Origin of the sequence: Bacillus sp. DHT2 (assembly GCF_026241455.1) — a bacterium.
Lineage (GTDB): Bacteria > Bacillota > Bacilli > Bacillales > Bacillaceae_G > Bacillus_A > Bacillus_A pseudomycoides.
In genome coordinates, this window is the sequence record NZ_JAPHWH010000009.1 from 42356 (window position 1) to 62757 (window position 20402).

18 protein-coding genes and 1 tRNA gene are annotated in these 20402 nt (G+C 34.6%); 7 read left to right on the top strand and 12 right to left on the bottom strand.

The annotated features are described in order from the left end of the window. Positions 1 to 75 precede the first annotated feature (75 nt). Together ORL93_RS19680 and ORL93_RS19685 are read right to left on the bottom strand one after the other, a co-directional pair. Positions 76 to 882: an ABC transporter permease subunit gene (locus tag ORL93_RS19680; RefSeq protein ID WP_018765347.1), complete on the bottom strand. Its 807-nt coding sequence runs from the start codon at positions 880 to 882 to the stop codon at positions 76 to 78. Continuing rightward, positions 875 to 1768 (bottom strand): ABC transporter ATP-binding protein, encoded by an 894-nt coding sequence (locus ORL93_RS19685; RefSeq protein ID WP_265959389.1) that lies wholly within the window; start codon positions 1766 to 1768, stop codon positions 875 to 877. Before ORL93_RS19685 ends, ORL93_RS19680 begins: the two co-directional genes overlap by 8 nt. Before the next feature lie 137 nt (positions 1769 to 1905). Here ORL93_RS19685 and ORL93_RS19690 point away from each other — a divergent pair, with 137 nt between their 5' ends. Next, positions 1906 to 2541 carry a TetR/AcrR family transcriptional regulator gene (locus tag ORL93_RS19690; protein WP_080547229.1) on the top strand — a complete coding sequence of 212 codons (636 nt, stop codon included), beginning with the start codon at positions 1906 to 1908 and terminating at the stop codon, positions 2539 to 2541. Between the two features lie 116 nt (positions 2542 to 2657). Here ORL93_RS19690 and ORL93_RS19695 read toward each other — a convergent pair whose 3' ends face one another. Continuing rightward, entirely contained in the window at positions 2658 to 3686 is a 1029-nt protein-coding gene (locus ORL93_RS19695) for an oxidoreductase (RefSeq protein WP_098160887.1), read from the bottom strand. A 468-nt stretch (positions 3687 to 4154) separates the two neighbouring features. Between ORL93_RS19695 and ORL93_RS19700 the strand changes: the two genes are divergently transcribed. The 3 genes from ORL93_RS19700 (at position 4155) to ORL93_RS19710 (ending at position 5603) form a co-directional block, all read left to right on the top strand. After that, a complete protein-coding gene (locus tag ORL93_RS19700) occupies positions 4155 to 4595 on the top strand; it encodes a disulfide oxidoreductase (protein ID WP_033799030.1) in 441 nt (146 codons plus the stop codon). After that, a complete protein-coding gene (locus tag ORL93_RS19705) occupies positions 4592 to 5017 on the top strand; it encodes a thioredoxin family protein (protein WP_018781492.1) in 426 nt (141 codons plus the stop codon). Before ORL93_RS19700 ends, ORL93_RS19705 begins: the two co-directional genes overlap by 4 nt. A gap of 235 nt (positions 5018 to 5252) precedes the next feature. Beyond that, a complete protein-coding gene (locus ORL93_RS19710; protein WP_006095571.1) occupies positions 5253 to 5603 on the top strand; it encodes a hypothetical protein in 351 nt (116 codons plus the stop codon). Positions 5604 to 5646: 43 nt separating this feature from the next. Here ORL93_RS19710 and ORL93_RS19715 read toward each other — a convergent pair whose 3' ends face one another. Together ORL93_RS19715 and ORL93_RS19720 are read right to left on the bottom strand one after the other, a co-directional pair. Further along, on the bottom strand, positions 5647 to 6297 hold the full coding sequence (locus ORL93_RS19715; RefSeq protein ID WP_003199047.1) for a hypothetical protein: 651 nt from the start codon (positions 6295 to 6297) through the stop codon (positions 5647 to 5649). A 140-nt stretch (positions 6298 to 6437) separates the two neighbouring features. Further along, entirely contained in the window at positions 6438 to 7370 is a 933-nt protein-coding gene (locus ORL93_RS19720) for a DMT family transporter (RefSeq protein ID WP_097793865.1), read from the bottom strand. A gap of 550 nt (positions 7371 to 7920) precedes the next feature. Here ORL93_RS19720 and ORL93_RS19725 point away from each other — a divergent pair. From ORL93_RS19725 to ORL93_RS19735, 3 genes are all read left to right on the top strand, one after another. Next, a tRNA-Cys gene (locus ORL93_RS19725) sits at positions 7921 to 7994 on the top strand. A gap of 21 nt (positions 7995 to 8015) precedes the next feature. Next, positions 8016 to 8909: an LPD16 domain-containing protein gene (locus ORL93_RS19730; protein ID WP_018781490.1), complete on the top strand. Its 894-nt coding sequence runs from the start codon at positions 8016 to 8018 to the stop codon at positions 8907 to 8909. 18 nt (positions 8910 to 8927) lie between these two features. Next, a complete protein-coding gene (locus ORL93_RS19735) occupies positions 8928 to 10079 on the top strand; it encodes a cysteine desulfurase family protein (RefSeq protein WP_255262456.1) in 1152 nt (383 codons plus the stop codon). Positions 10080 to 10439: 360 nt separating this feature from the next. Here ORL93_RS19735 and parC read toward each other — a convergent pair whose 3' ends face one another. The 7 genes from parC to ORL93_RS19770 form a co-directional block, all read right to left on the bottom strand. Continuing rightward, on the bottom strand, positions 10440 to 12860 hold the full coding sequence (parC, locus tag ORL93_RS19740) for a DNA topoisomerase IV subunit A (protein ID WP_098160888.1): 2421 nt from the start codon (positions 12858 to 12860) through the stop codon (positions 10440 to 10442). Between the two features lies 1 nt (position 12861). After that, a complete protein-coding gene (gene parE / locus ORL93_RS19745) occupies positions 12862 to 14826 on the bottom strand; it encodes a DNA topoisomerase IV subunit B (protein ID WP_003199055.1) in 1965 nt (654 codons plus the stop codon). A gap of 374 nt (positions 14827 to 15200) precedes the next feature. Continuing rightward, positions 15201 to 15614: a CoA-binding protein gene (locus ORL93_RS19750; protein WP_003207948.1), complete on the bottom strand. Its 414-nt coding sequence runs from the start codon at positions 15612 to 15614 to the stop codon at positions 15201 to 15203. 72 nt (positions 15615 to 15686) lie between these two features. Continuing rightward, positions 15687 to 16916, bottom strand: coding sequence for a S1C family serine protease (locus ORL93_RS19755; protein WP_006095653.1), 1230 nt, complete (start codon positions 16914 to 16916; stop codon positions 15687 to 15689). A gap of 353 nt (positions 16917 to 17269) precedes the next feature. Beyond that, on the bottom strand, positions 17270 to 17947 hold the full coding sequence (locus tag ORL93_RS19760; RefSeq protein ID WP_098160889.1) for a response regulator transcription factor: 678 nt from the start codon (positions 17945 to 17947) through the stop codon (positions 17270 to 17272). Positions 17948 to 17965: 18 nt separating this feature from the next. Then, positions 17966 to 18418, bottom strand: coding sequence for an anaerobic ribonucleoside-triphosphate reductase activating protein (nrdG, locus tag ORL93_RS19765; protein ID WP_265959390.1), 453 nt, complete (start codon positions 18416 to 18418; stop codon positions 17966 to 17968). Continuing rightward, complete coding sequence (locus tag ORL93_RS19770; RefSeq protein ID WP_265959391.1) at positions 18415 to 20271, bottom strand: anaerobic ribonucleoside triphosphate reductase; 1857 nt, start codon at positions 20269 to 20271, stop codon at positions 18415 to 18417. Before ORL93_RS19770 ends, nrdG begins: the two co-directional genes overlap by 4 nt. Between the last annotated feature and the right edge of the window lie 131 nt (positions 20272 to 20402).

Genomic DNA, 20402 nt, shown 5'->3' on the forward strand with positions numbered 1-20402 from the left:
TTTTTATAATTTTCCAGAAATAAAAAAAGATAGTTAGTTCATAAAGGAACTAACTATCTTTTCAACTCTATTTATCTATAGCGGTAAATCTCTCTTTTTGAACAATACAATCGCTACTACAAAGATACAAATCGCACCAAAAATTAATCCAATACTTACCGGCCATATGTTATATGTCCCTGCCACAATTTCTTTTGGACGGAACAACGTAAATAATGATATATTCCTCATCCATTCTAGCTTATCACTTAATTTCCCTACCATATCTAGTAAATAAAACAAAATTGTAACACTGGCAGAAAGACTAAGAGCTTTTCTTTCATCGTTACATATACAAGAGAATAAAAATGAATAGGCACTGACTACGAAAAACAACAGCCCCCCAACTAAATTCATTTTGAAGAATACTTCTTGATTTAAATTGTTATCTTTCAAGAGCCACTCTGCTCCTAATACACCAGCTCCATACGTCGCAAGTATAATAATCAGCAATCCTAGAATAAGAACTACCCCTTGTGTTATTGCAATTTTCACTCTAGATACCGGTGTTGCCAACAAATAAGCCATCGCCCCTTTATCTACATAACAAGCCATTACATGTGTAGCAACCGTTACACTAAAAATTGTCAATATAATTAGAAACAACATGCCATAGTATTCACCTGCTAAAAAATCACTTACATTTTGAATCGAATTTTCCATGCCAACAATCTTTTTCACACTATCTGGCATAGCATCTATCATTTCATTTAATCCTTTCGCAGATACGAGCGATGGAAATATCCAAATTAATAACCACAAATAAAGAGCCGCACCAATTGAATAACTCCATATGCTTTTTTGATTTTCTTTAAAGCTAGCTAAAAACAGCTGTTTATTCATGTTTCACACCCTCCTTCGCATCATAATAATGCATAAATAAATGTTCTAAATCCATCGCCCTCGTTTGAAGTGCTTTCACATTATACCTAGCAAGCGTTTGTAATACTTCCTGATAATTCCCCTGTACAATAATGGACGCTGTATTCTCCTTCACCGCTTCAAAGTGTAAATTTTCCTTTTGTAAAGAACGCATTTCCACTTGAGATGAAACCGTTACATCCATTACCTGTCTTCTCATGCCTTGTAAATCATGAATATTTTCCACCGTTACAAGGCGACCATCCTTAATAATAGCTACCCGGTCACATGTCCGCTCAATTTCTGTGAAAATATGGGATGACATAAGGATTGTCTTTCCTTTTTGTTTTTCCTCTAGTATTAAATCAATAAAAGTTTGCTGCATGAGTGGATCTAATCCTGACGTTGGTTCATCCAAAATTAACACTTCTGGATCATGCATAAATGCAGCTACAATTCCTACTTTTTGTTTCATCCCTTTAGACATTTTCCGAATTGGTGTTTTCACATCAAATTGTAATCTTTCAATAAGCTCATCACGTCTCTTTACATCTTTCAATCCGCGTATACCTTGCATAAGTTTTAAAAATTCTAATCCATTCATTCCTTCTATAAAGGAAATTTCCCCTGGTAAATAACCAACTTCCCTTTGAATTTTTGCAGCTTCGTTCCAGCAGTCTAGACCGAAAATTTCTGCATGACCAGCAGTTGGCTTTATAAATCCCATTAAATTACGAATCGTTGTTGATTTCCCTGCACCATTTGGCCCTAGGTAACCGAAAACTTCACCTTCTTTTACTTGAAAAGTAATATCAAATAATCCTTTTCCATTTGAAAATTTTTTTGTGACATTTTGGACTGAAATCATTATTCCACCTCATTTTTTGAAATATTTCGTGTTTTATATTTCAAAATTATTGTACTCCTCTCTATTTAAATTGGCAACAATTTTTTGAAATATTTTTATGTTCATATTTCAAAAATATTGTTTTCATCTCTATTTTCTTGTATATTTTAAATGAGGTGATTGTATTGAACGGTTTTGAAAAAGTAAAAGAAAAGAAAAAACGCGCCATTAAAGACGCTGCGTTATCATTATTTTCAGAGCGTGGATTTAATGAAGTAAAAATAGAGGACATCGCAAAAAAAGCAAAAGTATCTCAAGTTACCATTTATAATCATTTTGGTAGTAAAGATGCGCTTTTCCGAGAGCTTATTCACGAATTTGCGACGACTGAGTTTCAATTCTATCAAGAGATAGCAGCTGAAAATATGACATTTCAAGAGATGTTTCATAAGATGATGCGACGTAAAATGGAAAGTGGTAGTTTATTTCACCCTGACATGCTGTTGCAAGTAATCCAAAAAGATCCAGAGCTTCGCGAATTTATATATCGTTACCAAAATGAAACAGTCCTGCCTTGGTTTTTAGAGATATTAGAAAATGCACAACGCCAAAATGAAATTAATCCCAATCTTTCAAAAGAAATGATATTACTATACATTCAAATGTTCAGTAAGTTCGGCGAAGATTACGGTGTACAACTCTTGGAGGATGATCGTGAAAAACATATAAAAGATATCATTACGATGTTTTTTTATGGGCTTTCCAACCCTGAAAATGTCACTCGGGAAAATTAGATTAGTAATTTGAATTGTTTATATTTCATTCGAAGAGAAAAATTATATCCCACAACAAACACATATATTCCAATCCTAAAATCCAAAAAAAAGACACGAAATCGTGTCTTTTTAACTTATAGTGAGATAACTCTACCTGTTTCACTACTTTCAATTGCCAATTGAATAAGTTGAATCACCTGTAAACCCTCTTCAGCTGTTACAGGAGGTTGCATACCATTTACTATACTATCTCGAATTCCTTTATAATACATTTCATAGCATCCCACTTCTGTTGGAATACGCTTCACTTCTTCTTCTGTTTCTAAAACAGCAAAATTGCTTTCACTATCTTCTCCATATCCTATATCACCTGGCTTCATACCAGCTTTTAATTGGTCTTCTTGTGAATCCATACCATATTTAACAATTGAGCCTTTATCCCCATGAACACTAAAATGAGGGCCTGCATGTTTCACATAACTACTACTATGTAAAATGACACGCTTGATTCCATAGTAAAGTATAATATGGAAATAATCATCCGTTTCTGCCCCAGGTCGTTGCTTTACTATATCCGAACTAACAGCATCTGGTTTTCCGAATAAATGTAATGCCTGGTCAATTAAATGCGATCCTAGATCGTATAAAATCCCCGATCCTGGTAAGTTCTTTTCACGCCAGCGCTCACGTACATGAGGACGGAAGCGATCAAAATGCGCTTCATATGTATACACATTTCCAATTTGTTTTTCCTCAATTAATTTCTTTATTGTTAAAAAATCATTATCAAAGCGGCGATTATGATAAACACTAACAAAGACATTATGCTCTTTCGCCAATCTAATAAGTTCTTCACCCTCTTCAACTGAAACAACAAATGGCTTTTCTACAACGACATGTTTTCCATGTACAATAGCTTCTTTTACAAATGGAAAATGCGTTGTGTTTGGTGACGTAATAACAACAAGATCAATATCTTCTCGTTCTACCAATTCTTCAATTGTGTTAACAACTTGCACAGTTGGTAATGCCTGCTTTACTACTTCTTCTTTCGAAGATACAATAGCGCGAATATCATATTCATCAATCGTTTGTAATAAAGGGATGTGAAATGTTGTACTTGAAAATCCAAATCCTACAATCCCTACTCCTATTTTTTTCATATATTCCCTCCATATTTGAGAACGATTTCATAGTTATTATATCAAGTTTTATTTTATTTACATAACCATTTGCTCATTCTTAGATCGGTAAAAATAAAGTAAAGCTTTAATCAGTGGGGATTTCTTCATACCCCACTGATTATTAGCCGTTACTTAAATAACAAGACAAACTGAATTCTTATAAATGACTGTAGAGAAGAAATTTTCGTTTTGAGAGTACTATAAAACATTTGCTTGATAGGCATAGGCATTCCCCAAAAAGCATATGCCTACTTTCAATTCTTCTCACCTTATTTACTTTATTCTTCTATAAGATTTTATAAAATCAAAATTTTCTCAATATACAAAACAAAAACATAATTTATAATAACTCTTGAGCTAACTATTTTTAAAATTTATTTTTTATCTTCTATTTTCTTAGAGGATTTATTTCATTATTTCCATCTCTAAAAAAGGAAGGGTGAAGTCATGAACAATACAGAAAAAAAACTAGAATACATATTGTTTAGTAGCTGGTCGGTTTCCTTTATTGCAACCCTTGGGAGTTTGTACCTGTCTGAAATAATGAAATATGAGCCCTGTACATTATGCTGGTATCAACGTATTCTCATGTATCCACTAGTTCTTTTACTAGGAACAGCTATTATACGAAAAGATTATAGAATTGGGATTTATAGTTTGATTCTCGCTATCATTGGCGCATGTATAGCTGCCTATCACTATTCCCTTCAAAAAATCCCATTTTTATCTGAAAACGGAACATCATGTGGGAGAATACCTTGCACAGGGGATTATTTAGATTGGTTCGGATTTATTACAATCCCATTTCTCGCTCTATTAGCCTTTCTTCTTATTATTATTTGTGGCTTTATTCTTATGAAAATAAGCAAGGAGAGAAACAGTATATGAAAAAAATGCTTTTTTTCATTATTACTATTTTATCAATATTTACACTTATTTTTGTTCTAACCAATAAAGGAACAAAAAGTGAAAAAACCATAAGTACTGAGGAGGTAAATTATTATAAAAATCAAATTACCCCTGAACAATTGCAACAAGATCTATCAAATCACAAAACAAAAATAGTTTATTTCTACAAAACAACCTGTCCGCATTGCCAAAGGATTTCACCAATTGTAGTTCCTATGACAAAAAATATGAATATTGATATGCAAGTTTTGAATCTAGAAGAATATAAACAAGGTTGGGATATGTTTCAAATAAAAGGAACACCTACAATTATTTCTTACAAAGATGGAAAGGAAATGAATCGTATATTAGGCGAACAGTCTTTACAAACGTTTCAAACATGGTTTGAAAACAACAAATAAGAGTTTTTATTTTACCAAAAACGCTATTTTTTCAAACTCATAACTAGAGTATTGATAAAGAAACAAACATTAGCTTTATTTTTTATTTTTAACCATACATTCTATTAATTTATAGGGGAGTAAAGGGGCTCTCCCTCATGCTTACCAATCTTGAATAAAGGATGATTTTTATTTGATAGGTATGAGGGGGATTCCCCATCTGCAATAAAATATAATTTATTAGGAGGTAACACGTATGTTTAAAAAAGTTGCATTATCAATTGCTTCAGTAGCGGTAGCAGGTTCGGTTTTATTTGCAAGTCAATCGGTAACGGAAGCTGCTTTTTATCCGGTACAAAAAACAGGTTCTGGGCTAGATCTTCGCACAACTCCAACAATAAATGGCACACGGACCGAATCAAACATTCCAGATGGCACTCAACTTTGGTTATTTTGCTATGTGAATGGCGAATCTTATATGGGAAGTAATGTTTGGGATTTTGTAGATGATAATGGCTATGGTGGTGAGTTAGATCAAGGCTTTGCTCCTGACTATTTCATTAAAACTGGTTCTTCTAAACCAGTTGTTGGATACTGCGCTTTTTAATTGGAAAACACAAGAAAACAGCCTCATCAGGCTGTTTTCTTTTTTACATAGTAATCTCAGTAGTAGTTACTGTGCTCACTTCATTTTTTGTTTGCTGATCTCGTACCGCATCAGTAATTACTTTTACGAATTTAACATCATTTGGAGCTTGAGATAAGAAACAGATAAGTGTAAACTTCATTTTTTCCTTCGCATTTAAGCTTCGACTTTTTGGATCCGCATTCATTTTATATACATCTACTTGTTCACCATTACTTAAAACAAGTGTTTTAAAAGGCCCTTGTTCCAAATCAAGTACTTGATCTGAAGTATTTTCTAAAGTGGTTGTAAATTGTATTGCATTCATTTGCTCTGTACCTAGTCCTCGTTCTTTTAAGTTGTATTTCCCAATTTCACTTACTTCTGTACTCTGAATTACCTTAATTCTTTCTACTTGAATATGAAGAGGCCCTGCTTCTATCATTGTATTAGGCTCACTTAATTGCTTTAGAATCACTGTTCCAAGTGGATGCTTTGCTTTTTGTCCTACTTGTGTTAATGGTTCTGTATAAGGCTTAGCTTTTACATTAGTTTCAGCTATTGGAGCTTTTTTATTATCAGATTCTACCTCTTTTTCAGAATTTGTTTGATTGGAACAAGCAGATATAAATATACATACAGATACAGTCATTAAAAAGGGATATACTTTTTTCATTTATGGACTCCTTTATTACAGAATATAGTTAACACATTTATTACTGTTCTATAGTTCTTAAATTATTGTAAATTAACAATGTGTTTTTTTGAATATTGAAATCAACAATATATGCAATCTTATATTGAGAAAATTTATTGTTACATATTTTCTTGCCTGCTTCTTTCAAACATTTCTTTACTTTCACTCGAAGAGTTAGTAATAACAAAAATACCCAAAATAACCAATGTCATTCCAAAAATATGATACCAGAAGAGAGATTCATGTAATATAAAGGCTGATAAAATTACTGTGCTTATAGGCATTAAAGCAGTAAATACTGCCGCTGTCCCCGCTGATACCACTTCTAACCCTTGATTCATTAATAGAACAGCTAATACAGTAATTACAACTCCTGTATATAATACGAGTAGCCACGCCAATGGAGATACAGTTAAAAAGTTAAAATGTAAAGATTGATATATTGCAGAAGGCAAAAATAATACCGCACCTGTCAAACTCATAATTGTTGTCATCGTTAAAGGTCTTAAAGGTGTAGAAATTAATTTTCCAAAGGAAAAGAAAATCGCTTCTCCAATAACAGCACAGAAGATTAACATATTTCCTATTAATGAGTGCGAGCCTACATTAAAATTTAATACCTGACCAAAAACATTGATAGACAATGTACCTAAAATAGTTAAAAGAATCCCTCCTATTTTATTCATTCCTAATCTTTCTTTTAGAAAATAATAAGAGATTAAAGCCATTATTGCAGGCGTACAACTCATAATAATGCCGCTATCTAAAGCTGTTGTTTGTCTTAAACCATATAATGTGCAAACACTAAATAAAAACACCCCTATAAAACTTTGAAGAAAAAATATGATGTAATCCTTTTTTACTAGTTTAGGCATTTTTTCACCTTTATATAAAAATAAAGGAAGTAATATTAAGCAAGCAATCAGTAATCTAAGCTCAGAAGCAATAAATATAGGAAGTTCTTTAATAATGTACTTATTAACAATAACGAAGCTTCCAATTGCAACCATTGCAAATGACATTTGAATATAAGCAATTGTTTGTTTGGACATATTGGATTCCTTTCTCACTAAATTGTTAGTATTAATAGCTTTATTTAGCATGTTGCTTGTTATTATTTTGATATTCAACTGGTTACATAGCATAAGCTCTTAAGCCTTTATGAGTTGAAAGATCTTGTATGTATGATGATTTCATGGTTAATTACCCTTTGGCTGAAAACTCGTTTATAATGAATCAGCTCTTTTAGAAAACAAGAATTTCTAAAAATCATAACTAACAATAGCATGTAGCATCTTATATTTGCAAAATAAAAAATTGATTATCTTTTGAGAAATTTATACCGAATAATCAACCATAGACTAAAAAAAAGTTTTTTATGGCTATGTTTCTTATCCTTCAAAAACACTATTATTTTAAAATATCTTGTATATCTCTTTATTTTATTTGAATGCTTATATTTTCAATAAATTTTCTAGGGATTCATTTTGATGTTGAGAAAAATAATTATATTCAGAATATTATTGACGGTTATTTTTTAAGGATGATACTATGAACAACATGATAAACAAGTTTCAAATTAGTATCTAAACTTTATATGATGGCAGTGTAGCCAAGTGGTAAGGCATAGGTCTGCAAAACCTAATTCCTTGGTTCAAATCCAAGCACTGCCTCCATACATTTTAAGGAGGTAACTTATGTCGAATTCAATGAATGTAAAAAAGAAAGGAATTCATCAATTAGTTGCATCAGAAGAAGAAATGATCAAGTTAATCAGTGAAGAATTAAAAAATACTACTCAAGAAGAATTAGTAATTATGTCAGGGCATTTTATGCTCTTTTTTAATGAAGAAACAAATAGCTTAACTCCTGGAATTATCGAAGAACAGAAAACAGATGTGATGAAAGAGAGGATTTCACGTAGGGTAGGTATATTCCCTTTATACACTTGGAATATCGGAATTCAATTAGGCGAGCAATTTTATGAGCAATTTAAAGACATTAAATACCTATTGTTAATTAATGATTGGCAATACGTTCCATCTACAAATGCAAGTGTTAGTGATCTTCGCAAAGAGTTTTATGAGAGATATACAGAAATTCCAGAAGCTTACGTTACAAGTTTAGAAAAGAGTAAATACTTTAATCAACAGAGTATCTTGTCTAACCGAAAAAATCCGATTTTTTTCCCTGAAACTTGGCTTAAATATAGATTTCAAAAAAGCGCTAGTAAGCTAGTAAAAGAAGGAAAATTAGAAAAGAGAATGTTAAACGATCGAGAAAATCAATCCGAAGTATCATTTGTAGATGAGGATGGAAATTATAAAACATTAATTAGTTGTGGTGTAACTGGATGTGCAGGAGAAATTACAGAAATGATAGCTGAGGTACATAAGGCAGGTTATAGAGCATTGTTATTATTCGCACCTGGAGAGTGTTACCAACCTGTACGTACAGGTATTGAAATCGCTCTTAATCTATATAATTTAACAGGGATGAAAGTGATTGTTGCGGATCCTGGTGGAAGTGGCGAAATGTCAAAAGAAGACATCTATGAAAAAACCGTTAATTTCTCTGTGTTTTCTTCGTGATAAAGGAGGGCAATGCTTATGAGACAGGTGTACTTAGATTATGCTGCTACTACTCCATGTCATAATAAAGTGATCGAAGTTGTAGAAAAGTACATGAAAACAGAATTTGCAAACCCTTCATCTCAGCATGTGATGGGAAAAAAAGCACAGTATGCGGTGTATCAAGCGAAAAGTAAGATTGCAATTTCTATTGGTGCTCATAAAGAAGAAATAATATTTACTTCGGGTGCAACAGAAAGTAACAACTTGGCGTTGTTAGGAGCAATTGATTATCATGAAAAAGAACCCGTAAATGTAATTCTCTCACCTATAGACCATAAATCGATTTTAGAGGTTGGAAAAGAGTTACAAAGAAGAGGTATTATCGTAAAATATATGGACATTAAACGTGATGGAACCATTTGCTTAGATTCATTGAGTCGCTTATTAGATGATGATACAAGAGTTGTTAGTTTTGCATATGTTAATTCTGAGGTGGGAACAATTCAACCAATCAATGAGATTTCTGCTTTATGCAGAAAATATAAAACATTGATACATGTAGATGCTGTTCAAGCTTTTGGAAAAATACCAATAGATGTGAAAAAATTGGACATAGATGCTTTATCTTTATCTGGACATAAAATTTACGGACCAAAAGGTATAGGCATTTTATATGTAAACCAGTACAAACAGGAATATTTTCGTCCTTTATTGTTTGGTGGTGAACAAACATATTTACGGAGTGGAACATTACCCACTTCACTAATAGCTGGCATGGGCGTAGCTAGTGATATAGCTATATTAGAACTAAAAGAGAATTATGAAAAAGCACTGAAATTAAGAACAATTGTTATAAATCAAATTCAACAAGAAATACCCCTTTCTCGCATAAATGTATGTATGGAAAATAGCATACCTCATATCATAAATATAATGATCCCAAATATTAGTTCAGAAACACTTATAGCAGGTATGAGAACTGTTTCTATTTCTTCAGGATCTGCTTGTAATTCAAACAGTTTAGAACCGTCATATGTATTACAAAAGATTGGATTATCCAAAGAAGAAGCCAATAGTTCTATTCGTATATCCATTAGTCCATATTTAAGTGAAGAAGAAATTTTATACGCTGTTGATGAGATTATAGCTAAAATTAAAGATATTTATTGCGTGCAACAGGGATTTTAAAAATAATATAAAAAAGCACTATTCTTTCTGTATATTTTCACAGAAAGAATAGTGCTTTTTTGTGCTTCGCAACAGTATAAGATTTTAACAAAGGATTATAACTTAAAACAATATATTTTCGAGAGTTTCTTATCGTCTTAATATGATGATGACGTACTGTCCCCCGTTTCTATCAATACATAATCCCCCTTATTTTTCATCCTAATTCTTTTTGATTTACTTTCATGAAAAAACTAAAAAAATTAGAATAGTGGTGAATTTAAAGCCCTACTACTCCAAAAAACCCATGTTCTATATAGAACATGGGTTTCATTAATAAGATAAGTATATTTAATTGAAATACTTACTATCGTTTATTCACTATATCCGTTTCTTCGTCCACGTCTCAACCACTTCACCCGTATCAGTAACATCTAGTACTAAACTACCGTTACTATACCGGTCTTTATTACGAAATGCTTTTGGATCTATTTCTTCTACAATCTGTTTTTCTGTTTTCATATAAACAAGTTCATCATCACGAACAATTTCAATACCGACAATACGGTACGGATTACGTTTTAACTCTTTGAAGATAACCAGGCCTCGCTTCGCCCTTGTTGATTTCTCAATTTCGGAAGCTTTTAATCGCTTAACTGCACCGCGCTGCGTTACGAGAATCAATTGATCTTTTTCACTATTTAACGGTCTACCAGAAGCAACATAATCATCTTCTTTTAAATTAATCCCTTTTACCCCAGCTGCTCTTACACCAACTGGGCTTACTTCTTCTTCATTAAAAATAAGTGCATATGCACCATGTGTTGCAAGAACAATATCACTTGTTCCATCTGTTGCGAAGATATCGACAACTTCATCATCTTTTTTCAAGTTTACGGCTACAAACGCTCTTGAATAGCGCTGAACTTTATACTGATTTAATTCCGTTTTCTTAATCATACCATTTCGTGTAATAAACACAATAAATCGCTTTTCTTCCTCGAAATTCGGTACAACGGTTGCCCAAATTAATGTCTCGTCCCTATCAAGTGAAACGATATTTGCCACATGCTGACCTAAATCTTTCCAACGAATGTCCGGCATTTCGTATACTGGAAGATAAATATAATTTCCTTTATTCGTAAATAAGAGAACTATTTCTGTTGTATTTGTATCGAAACGCTCGAGTAAGATGTCGCCCTCTTTCATACCGAAGTCTTTCCCGTTCGATGCATTATGTGAGCGCCAACCAGTTCGCTTCACATAACCTTCTTTCGTTATAGTAACGATGACATCCTCCTGTGGAATCATAACTTCCACATCAATTTTAATTTCTTCAATTTCCTCTTCAATAACAGCACGGCGATTATCGCTATACGTTTTCTTTACTCTCTTTAGATCTGCTTTAATGACCTGAAGGAGCTTTTTCTCACTTTGTAAAATCGCTTGTAATTCTGTAATTTTCTTCTCTAGTTCTTCCGCTTCTTTTTCTAGTGCTGTAATATCTGTATTTGTTAAACGATACAGTTGCAAGGATACAATTGCTTCTGCCTGCGCTTCTGTGAATCCAAATTTTGCACTTAAATTATCTTTTGCATTACGCTTATCTTTAGATGCTCGAATTGTTTCAATTACCTCATCTAAAATCGATAATGCTTTCATTAAACCTGCCACAATATGTTGACGATTTTCAGCTTTTCGCAGCTCATATTCCGAACGACGTGTAACAACTTCTTTTTGATGCCCAATGTACGCATCTAAAATCTTTGGTAACGTCATTAATGTTGGACGACGATTATTTATAGCCACCATATTGAAGTTATATGGAACTTGTAAATCAGTATTTTTATATAAGTAATTTAAAATACCTTCTGCGTTTGCTTCTTTTTTTAGTTCCACAACAATACGAAGACCTGTACGATCTGTCTCATCACGTACTTCCGCAATTCCATCTAGCTTTTTATCTAGACGTAGTTCATCCATTTTCTTTACAAGGTTTGCTTTATTGACTTCGTATGGAATTTCTGTAATGACAATTTGCTGTTTGCCACCGCGAATCGTTTCAACTTCCGCTTTTCCACGAATGATGATTTTCCCTTTTCCTGTTTCATATGCTTTTTTAATTCCATCAAGCCCTTGAATAATGCCACCTGTTGGGAAATCAGGTCCTTTTATAACTGTTAATAAATCATCTACGGAACTATTTGGCTTATCGATACGCATCATTGTTGCATCAATTACTTCTCCAAGGTGATGCGGTGGAATTTCTGTTGCATATCCAGCTGAAATCCCTGTTGAACCGTTTACCAATAAATTCGGGAACATTGCTGGTAATACAACAGGTTCTTCACTTGTATCGTCAAAGTTTGATACAAATTCTACTGTCTCTTTATCAATATCACGGAGTAACTCAGATGCAATTGGCGATAAACGAGCTTCTGTATAACGCATTGCTGCCGCTGGATCACCGTCAACACTACCATTATTTCCGTGCATTTCAACTAATACGTTACGTACTTTCCAATCTTGGCTTAAACGTACCATCGCTTCATATACAGAAGAATCACCGTGTGGATGATAGTTACCAATAACATTACCAACTGTTTTAGCTGATTTACGAAATGGTTTATCATGTACGTTTCCTTCTACATACATTGAATATAAAATCCGACGTTGTACTGGCTTTAAACCATCACGAGCATCTGGTAGCGCGCGATCTTGAATAATATATTTACTATAACGTGCAAAGCGGTCACCTAACACGTCTTCAAGCGGGAGGTCATGAAACTTCTCTGCCTGCATGTTATTCCACCTCCGTCTCCATAATCATTTCATTCTCTAAAATATTACCTTCTTCTTGCATACCAAACTGTACATTACGCTCAATCCATTTCCGACGTGGTTCTACTTTATCACCCATCAATGTCGTCACGCGGCGTTCTGCTCTTGCTGCATCATCAATTTTTACGCGAATTAGCGTACGCGTTTCTGGATTCATTGTTGTTTCCCATAATTGATCCGCGTTCATTTCGCCAAGACCTTTATAGCGCTGCAACATATATCCTTTACCGACCTTTTTCGTTACGCCATCTAATTCTTCATCTGACCATGCATATTCAATGACTTCGCTTTTCCCTTTTCCTTTACTTACTTTATATAAAGGTGGAAGAGCAATAAATACTTTACCAGCTTCAATTAACGGCTTCATATAGCGGTAGAAAAACGTAAGTAGTAACACTTGAATATGTGCGCCATCCGTATCAGCATCGGTCATAATTACGACTTTATCATAGTTGATATCTTCGACAGTAAATTCATTTCCAACGCCGCCACCAATTGCATAAATAATTGTATTGATTTCTTCATTTTTGAAAATATCAGCAAGCTTTGCTTTTTCCGTGTTAATGACTTTACCTCGCAGTGGCAAGACAGCTTGGAAACGGCGATCACGCCCTTGTTTTGCAGAGCCACCAGCAGAGTCACCCTCTACTAAATATAGTTCGTTCTTCTGTGGATTACGTGATTGCGCAGGTGTTAACTTCCCGCTCAATGTTCCTTCTGAACGTTTTTTCTTCTTACCAGTACGAGCTTCTTCTCTAGCCTTACGCGCTGCTTCACGTGCTTGTGCTGCTTTAATTGCTTTTCTCACAAGAAGTGTTGCTACATCTGGATTTTCTTCTAAAAAGTATGCTAAATGTTCCGAAACAATTGCATCGACAGATGAACGTCCTTCACTTGTACCAAGCTTACCTTTTGTTTGACCTTCAAATTGCAATAAATCCTCCGGTACACGTACAGAAACAATCGCCGCTAACCCTTCGCGAATATCTGTACCTTCTAGGTTTTTATCTTTTTCTTTTAGCAAAGAGACTTTACGAGCATATTCATTAAAGACACGTGTCATCGCTGTTTTAAATCCTGCCTCATGTGTCCCCCCATCTTTCGTACGTACATTGTTTACGAATGAAAGAATATTTTCTGAATAGCCATCGTTAAATTGAAATGCAAGTTCTGCTTCAATCCCATTTTGTTCACCAGTGAAGTAAACAACTGGATGTATAGAGTCCTTTTCTTCGTTTAAGTAAGAAACAAATGCTTCAATTCCTGTTTCATAATGAAAAACATCTTCTAAATCATTTCGTTCATCTCTTATAGTGATTTTCATACCTTTTAACAGAAATGCAGATTCACGTAATCTCTCACATAACGTTTCATAATTATAATTTGTTGTACTGAAAATTGATGGATCTGGTTTAAAATGCATCGTTGTTCCAGATTGTTTTGTTTTTCCAATTTTCTCTAGTGTCGTTGCAGGAACACCACCATTTTCAAAACGTTGTTCATATATATACCCATCGCGTTTAATGGTTACAACGAGCCATTCTGATAATGCATTTACAACAGATGCACCAACACCGTGTAAACCGCCACTCGTTTTATAACCTCCTTGTCCAAACTTCCCCCCTGCATGAAGTACAGTTAAAATCACTTCAGGTGTAGGTTTTCCAAGTTTATGCATTCCCGTAGGCATCCCGCGCCCTTTATCAATAACACTAATACTATTATCCTTATGTATTACGACAGAAATTTCGTCGCCAAACCCCGCTAATGCTTCATCAACTGAGTTATCTACTATTTCGTATACTAAATGATGCAATCCACGGCTGTCCGTGCTCCCGATATACATACCCGGGCGTTTTCGAACGGCTTCAAGACCTTCAAGCACTTGAATGGCATCTTCATTATATTGAAACTGATGCTTTGCCAAACTCCTTGCCCCTTTCCTAATCAAATCAGAACATACGTTTCTATTATAGAATAACGCCTTAACCATCCTTTTGGCAAGTTATGTTATGTCTTTTATATACTATTTTCAATAGAAAAATCCTTGTTTTTTCACAAGGATTCCTCTAGGCTACTATTTCAGAAAAATAATCGTTTGTCAACGAAAAATGGATATGTATTCCAATTACACACTCCACCATTTGGCAATTAACCAAATGACAATTATCCAAAATGGGATAACAAGTAGCAATCCCCAAAAACAGCCTTTAAAAAATCTCATGATGAACACCTCGTTCATCTACCCAGTCTTCAAGTATTCCCCCGAGCTGAATCGATCTTTCGTTTACAATGTCTATACTACCTCGTCATTGCATGTTCTACTTTTATACAACGATCCATAATAACAGTATATCCCTTTTCCTTTAAAAATTTATATGTATCTTCATCTTGTACTCCTAATTGTGCCCAAAAAACATCCGCATCAATCTCCACAAATTCCTTTGCGACGTCCATTAAAAATTCAGAACGACGGAATACATTTACGATATCGACATGCTCCTTAATGTCTTTTAATGACGGAACAGCTTTTTCTCCCAGTACCTCATCTACGACTGGGTTTACTGGGATAATACGATACCCTGCATCCTGCATTGCTTTTGAAACCATATAGGATGTGCGTTCTGGTTTGTTAGATAATCCAACAACCGCAATTGTTTTGCTATTTTTCAATACTTCACCAATTTCCGTACGAGTTGGGTTTTCAATTGTCATATTAAATCCCTCCTATTCTTTTAGTATAGCCGATAAAGAAAGTCTCTTTCAATACGAAAGAGACTTTCTTTATTAATTCTTAGCAGAAGAGTTATCTGCTAAAGTAGCTGTTTTCGTCATTTTTTCACCATTTCGATAGAATGTTACTTCAATCTTATCGCCAACTTTTTTCTTTTCATATAAATATTTACGGAATTGAAGTGAGTTTTCTACTGTTTGGCCATCTAATGCTACAACAACGTCATACTGCTGAAGTCCTGCTTTTTCAGCTGGTGAGACGGGATAAATTTTGCTTAAGAGAACACCCTTTGTAACATCTTTTGGTAATTTTAATTGTCCTAATGCATACGGTGGGTAATCCTCAAGAGATGCAACTCCTACTCCCATCGCTGGACGTTTTACTGTTCCATCTTTTTCAAGAGATTCAATGACTGGTTTTGCCACATTAATTGGGATAGCAAAGCCAATACCCTCTACTTCTTGCTGTGCAATCTTACTAGAGTTAATGCCGATGACTTGACCATTTTGATTGAATAATGCGCCACCACTGTTCCCTGGGTTAATTGCTGCATCTGTTTGAATCACTTGTGCTTGCCAATCCGGCTGTTTGTCACCATTAATATCCACTGGAATTTCGCGTTCTTTACTACTAATAATCCCTTCTGTTACACTACCATCAAAACCTAATGGATTCCCAATTGCAATAGCCGATTCACCAGCGCGAATTTTACTGGAATCACCAAGTGTGGCTACTTTATTAATATTAGATCCATCAATCTCTACAACAGCTAAATCTAACCATGGATCTTTCCCAACTAATTTTGCATCTACTGTTTTACCATTACTTAGTTTCACTGCCAGTTTGTTTGCTCCGTCTACTACGTGATTATTTGTTACAATGAGAGCTTTATTCCCAGCTTTTTTATAAATTACACCAGATCCTGTTCCAGCTGTTTGTTCCTGCCCTGCTTGCTCCATTGCAAATGGATCTATGTTCTGTTGCATATTGATAACACCTACAACTACTTCTTTCGCCCCTTCAATCATACCAGGTAAATCTGTTTCACCCTTTACTTTATTTGCAACAGGAACCACAGTTCCCTCTACTTTTGAATTAGAAGTTAACGCCGTCCCATTCCCATTTGTCCATGGCATATACGGTGCTGCAAAACTAATGGAAACAGCTCCGATAACTGCTCCAACTAAACCTGTAAAAAAGTAACCTTTTTTACTACCTGATTTTTTTACTTCTCTCGTTTCACTATGCTCTTCATTCATATTTGGTCCGTCATAATATCCCATAATTGATATCCCCTCTCTGCTGAATTCGTATTTTCAGTATAGTCACATTTTGTGTCCTTCTTGTGAACTCATCGTGAAATCCAATTAAAAAAATACTTTTATTCATTATTGTAGACAAAAAATCTGTAATTTGTACATTTTCATCTACAAAAGAGAGTGTAAATGTACTATATTTTCAACCTATAAGTTGCTGCTACGAAAACAAAAAGAGATCTCCACTCGTTTTCTCCCTCTGTTTTCACTCGGCATGGGGCAAAAAAAGGTACTGACCGCTTCTATCCATGGGCGGATTCTCTCTTCCAACCAAAAGGAAAGCTTTTCTATCGTTTTTTCTATTACATAGTATTTAAAAACTATTCCTCAAACTTATATCCAACTCGAATAACAGTTCCGATATGTTTTGCTTTATCCCCTAACTTATTTCGCAATTTTTTTATATGTGTATCTACAGTACGATCATCACCATAATAATCATATCCCCAAAGTTGATCTAATAAATGCTGGCGTGATAATACGATTCCTTTATTCTCCATTAAATAAACAAGAAGTTCAAATTCTTTATGCGTTAATATAATTTCTTCTCCGTTTACCGATACCGTACGCGAAAGACGATTCACATCGATTCCAGCCATAGAAAGTGCATTCTCTTCTGCAACGCCTACTGCCCCATCAGCACGCTTTAATAAAGTTTTCGCCCTAGCTACTAGTACTTTAGGACTAAAAGGCTTTGTTACATATTCATCAGCCCCAAGTTCAAAACCTAACAATGTATCATCTTCGTCAGAACGAGCTGTAAGCATAATAATTGGTACCGCTGACTCTTTTCTAATACGACGACAAACAGACCAACCATCTATCTCTGGCAACATGATATCTAACATAATTAAATCAATTGCATGTTCAGCAAATAATTCTAACGCTTGTTTTCCATCTTCAGCTTCTATCACTTCAAAACCTTCATTGCGAAAATAATCACTAACAATTTCGCGTAGCCTTCTTTCGTCTTCAACAAGTAATACTGTTTTGTTCATCTGACCTATCCCGCCTTTTTACTCTTTCAATCGAATAATACGTTGATTGGAGCTTCCGCGAAACGGAAGTGTCAAGTCTCTTTTTTGAAGTTCAAACCTTCCATCGACCAGAACATCCCCATAGTGTAACAACTCTATCATATCATTATTTTGAGAACTCTGTATCTCTTCTAATGTATAACCTGTGTAAATCCATAAGTTTTTTTTCAAAGCCTTCACCGCATTTGCTACCTTCTTCACTTCAGCAGCTTGAAAAAATGGATCTCCACCTGAAAATGTTACATCAGTAAGCGGGTTTTTGACAATCTCTTTCACAATTTCTTCTACGGTCATTTCAGTTCCATTACAAATATTCCATGACTTAGGATTATGACATCCTAAACAACGATGCGGACAGCCCGCAAAAAACACGACTGTCCGCAATCCGTCACCATCTACTACACTATCATGAATAATATTCATTACTCTCATTTATGTTTCACCCGATCCGCTTCTTCACTGCGCTTTGCACTATTCCATTTAGACATATCACCTACAAGATATCCTGTTATACGGCGAATTCTTTCGATATCATTCTCATCCTCGTTTCCACAACTTGGACATTCATTTTTGATGACACCATGATAGCCACAACATTTACAACGATCCACAGGGTGATTAATGGAGCCATATCCGACTCCATACTCTGCCATTGCCTGCACAATTTGTTTTAATGCTTTTTGGTTATGAACCGCCGCTCCATCTAATTCAATATACGTTATATGTCCGCCATTACAAAGCGTATGAAATGGCCCTTCTAAACGTATTTTATCTATCGCTTGGATGTTATAATACACCGGAATATGAAATGAATTTATATAATAATTATGATTTGTTACACCGCTAATCATTCCAAATTCTTCTCGATCTTTTTTAACAAACTTACCTGATAGTCCTTCTGCAGGCGTTGCAATTAAAGAGAAATTCAATTGATGTTCTTCCGTTGCTGCATCCATTTTCTGTCTCATAAAGGTAACAATCTCATATCCAAGATTCCATGATTCTTTATCTTCTCCATGATGTTTTCCTGTTAAAACAACTAAACATTCTGCAAGGCCAATAAAACCAATACTTAATGTTCCTTGTTTTAAAATCTCAGCAACAGAATCTTCAGGATGCAGTTTTTCTCCGCCCCGCCATACTCCTTGCGAATATAAAAAGTGAAAATCTCTTGCCTTTTTCGTACATTGGTAAGCAAATCTTTCTAATAGTTGACGAATACCAAGATCTATATAATAATTTAAAGCTTCAAAAAACGCTTCTTTTGAACCGCTAATCAATGCTAATTTTACTAAGTTAATAGAAGTAAACGATAAATTCCCTCTTCCAATCGCGGTCTCTTCCCCATGAATATTAGACATAACACGCGTACGACAGCCCATATAACATACTTCGCTTTCTGGGCGACCATCATAATGAACTGCATTAAATGGCGCATCTAAAAATGAAAAGTTCGGGAATAATCGTTCTGCTGTCGTCTCTAACGCCAATTCAAATAAATCATAGTTCGGATCACTTTCTTCAAAATTCACACCTTTTTTTAGTTTAAAGATTTGAATAGGGAAAATGGGTGTTTCACCTTTTCCTAATCCAGCTTGCGTCGCCCGTAATAATTGTCTAATTAACAATCTTCCTTCTTTCGACGTGTCCGTTCCGTAGTTAATAGAAATAAACGGAACTTGCCCACCACCTCTGCTATGCATACTATTGGAATTATGAATAAAAGCTTCACAAGCTTGATACGTATCATTCTCTGTTTCTTTCCACGCAAACTCTTCTACTTGCTCTTTTGTTAACGGATACGTTTCTAATCTTTTCTTATTTTTCTCGAATGTTTTTCTCACATACGGTGCTAAATCAATGTCAAATAACGCAGCTGATTGACCACCGTGCTGCATGTTTTGATTCGCTTGGAAAATAATCGAAGAAAGTGCCAATGCACTTTTAATATCTTGTGGTTGCCTCATATGCCCATGCCCGGTATGAAATCCTTTTTCAAGCATTTGTGCTAAAGGAATCTGCGAACATGTTGTTGTACCTGTCGCATAAAAATCTAAATCATGTGGGTATAATATATTTTGATCTATTGCTTTTTTTACTTGTTCAGAAAGTAAGTGTTCCATTGCATAATATTTTGCACTCTCAGATGCAAATGTTCCCATCATCCCCATAGGAGACCGCCCATCAACATTTGCATTTTCTTGCATTAAATCTTGCTCATTCCCGTGGACAATTGTTTCAAAAATCTTCATTAACTCTTCTCCACATGCACTTTGTTTCATCATTTTTCAAACCTCCAACAACATCTTGTTAATTCACTAACAAAATGATACAACATATAGTTATAGTAGATCTGTGAGAAATGTAACATTCTTGTGAAAGTTTTTTTAAGAAACTTTGAATTTTTCATTTACAA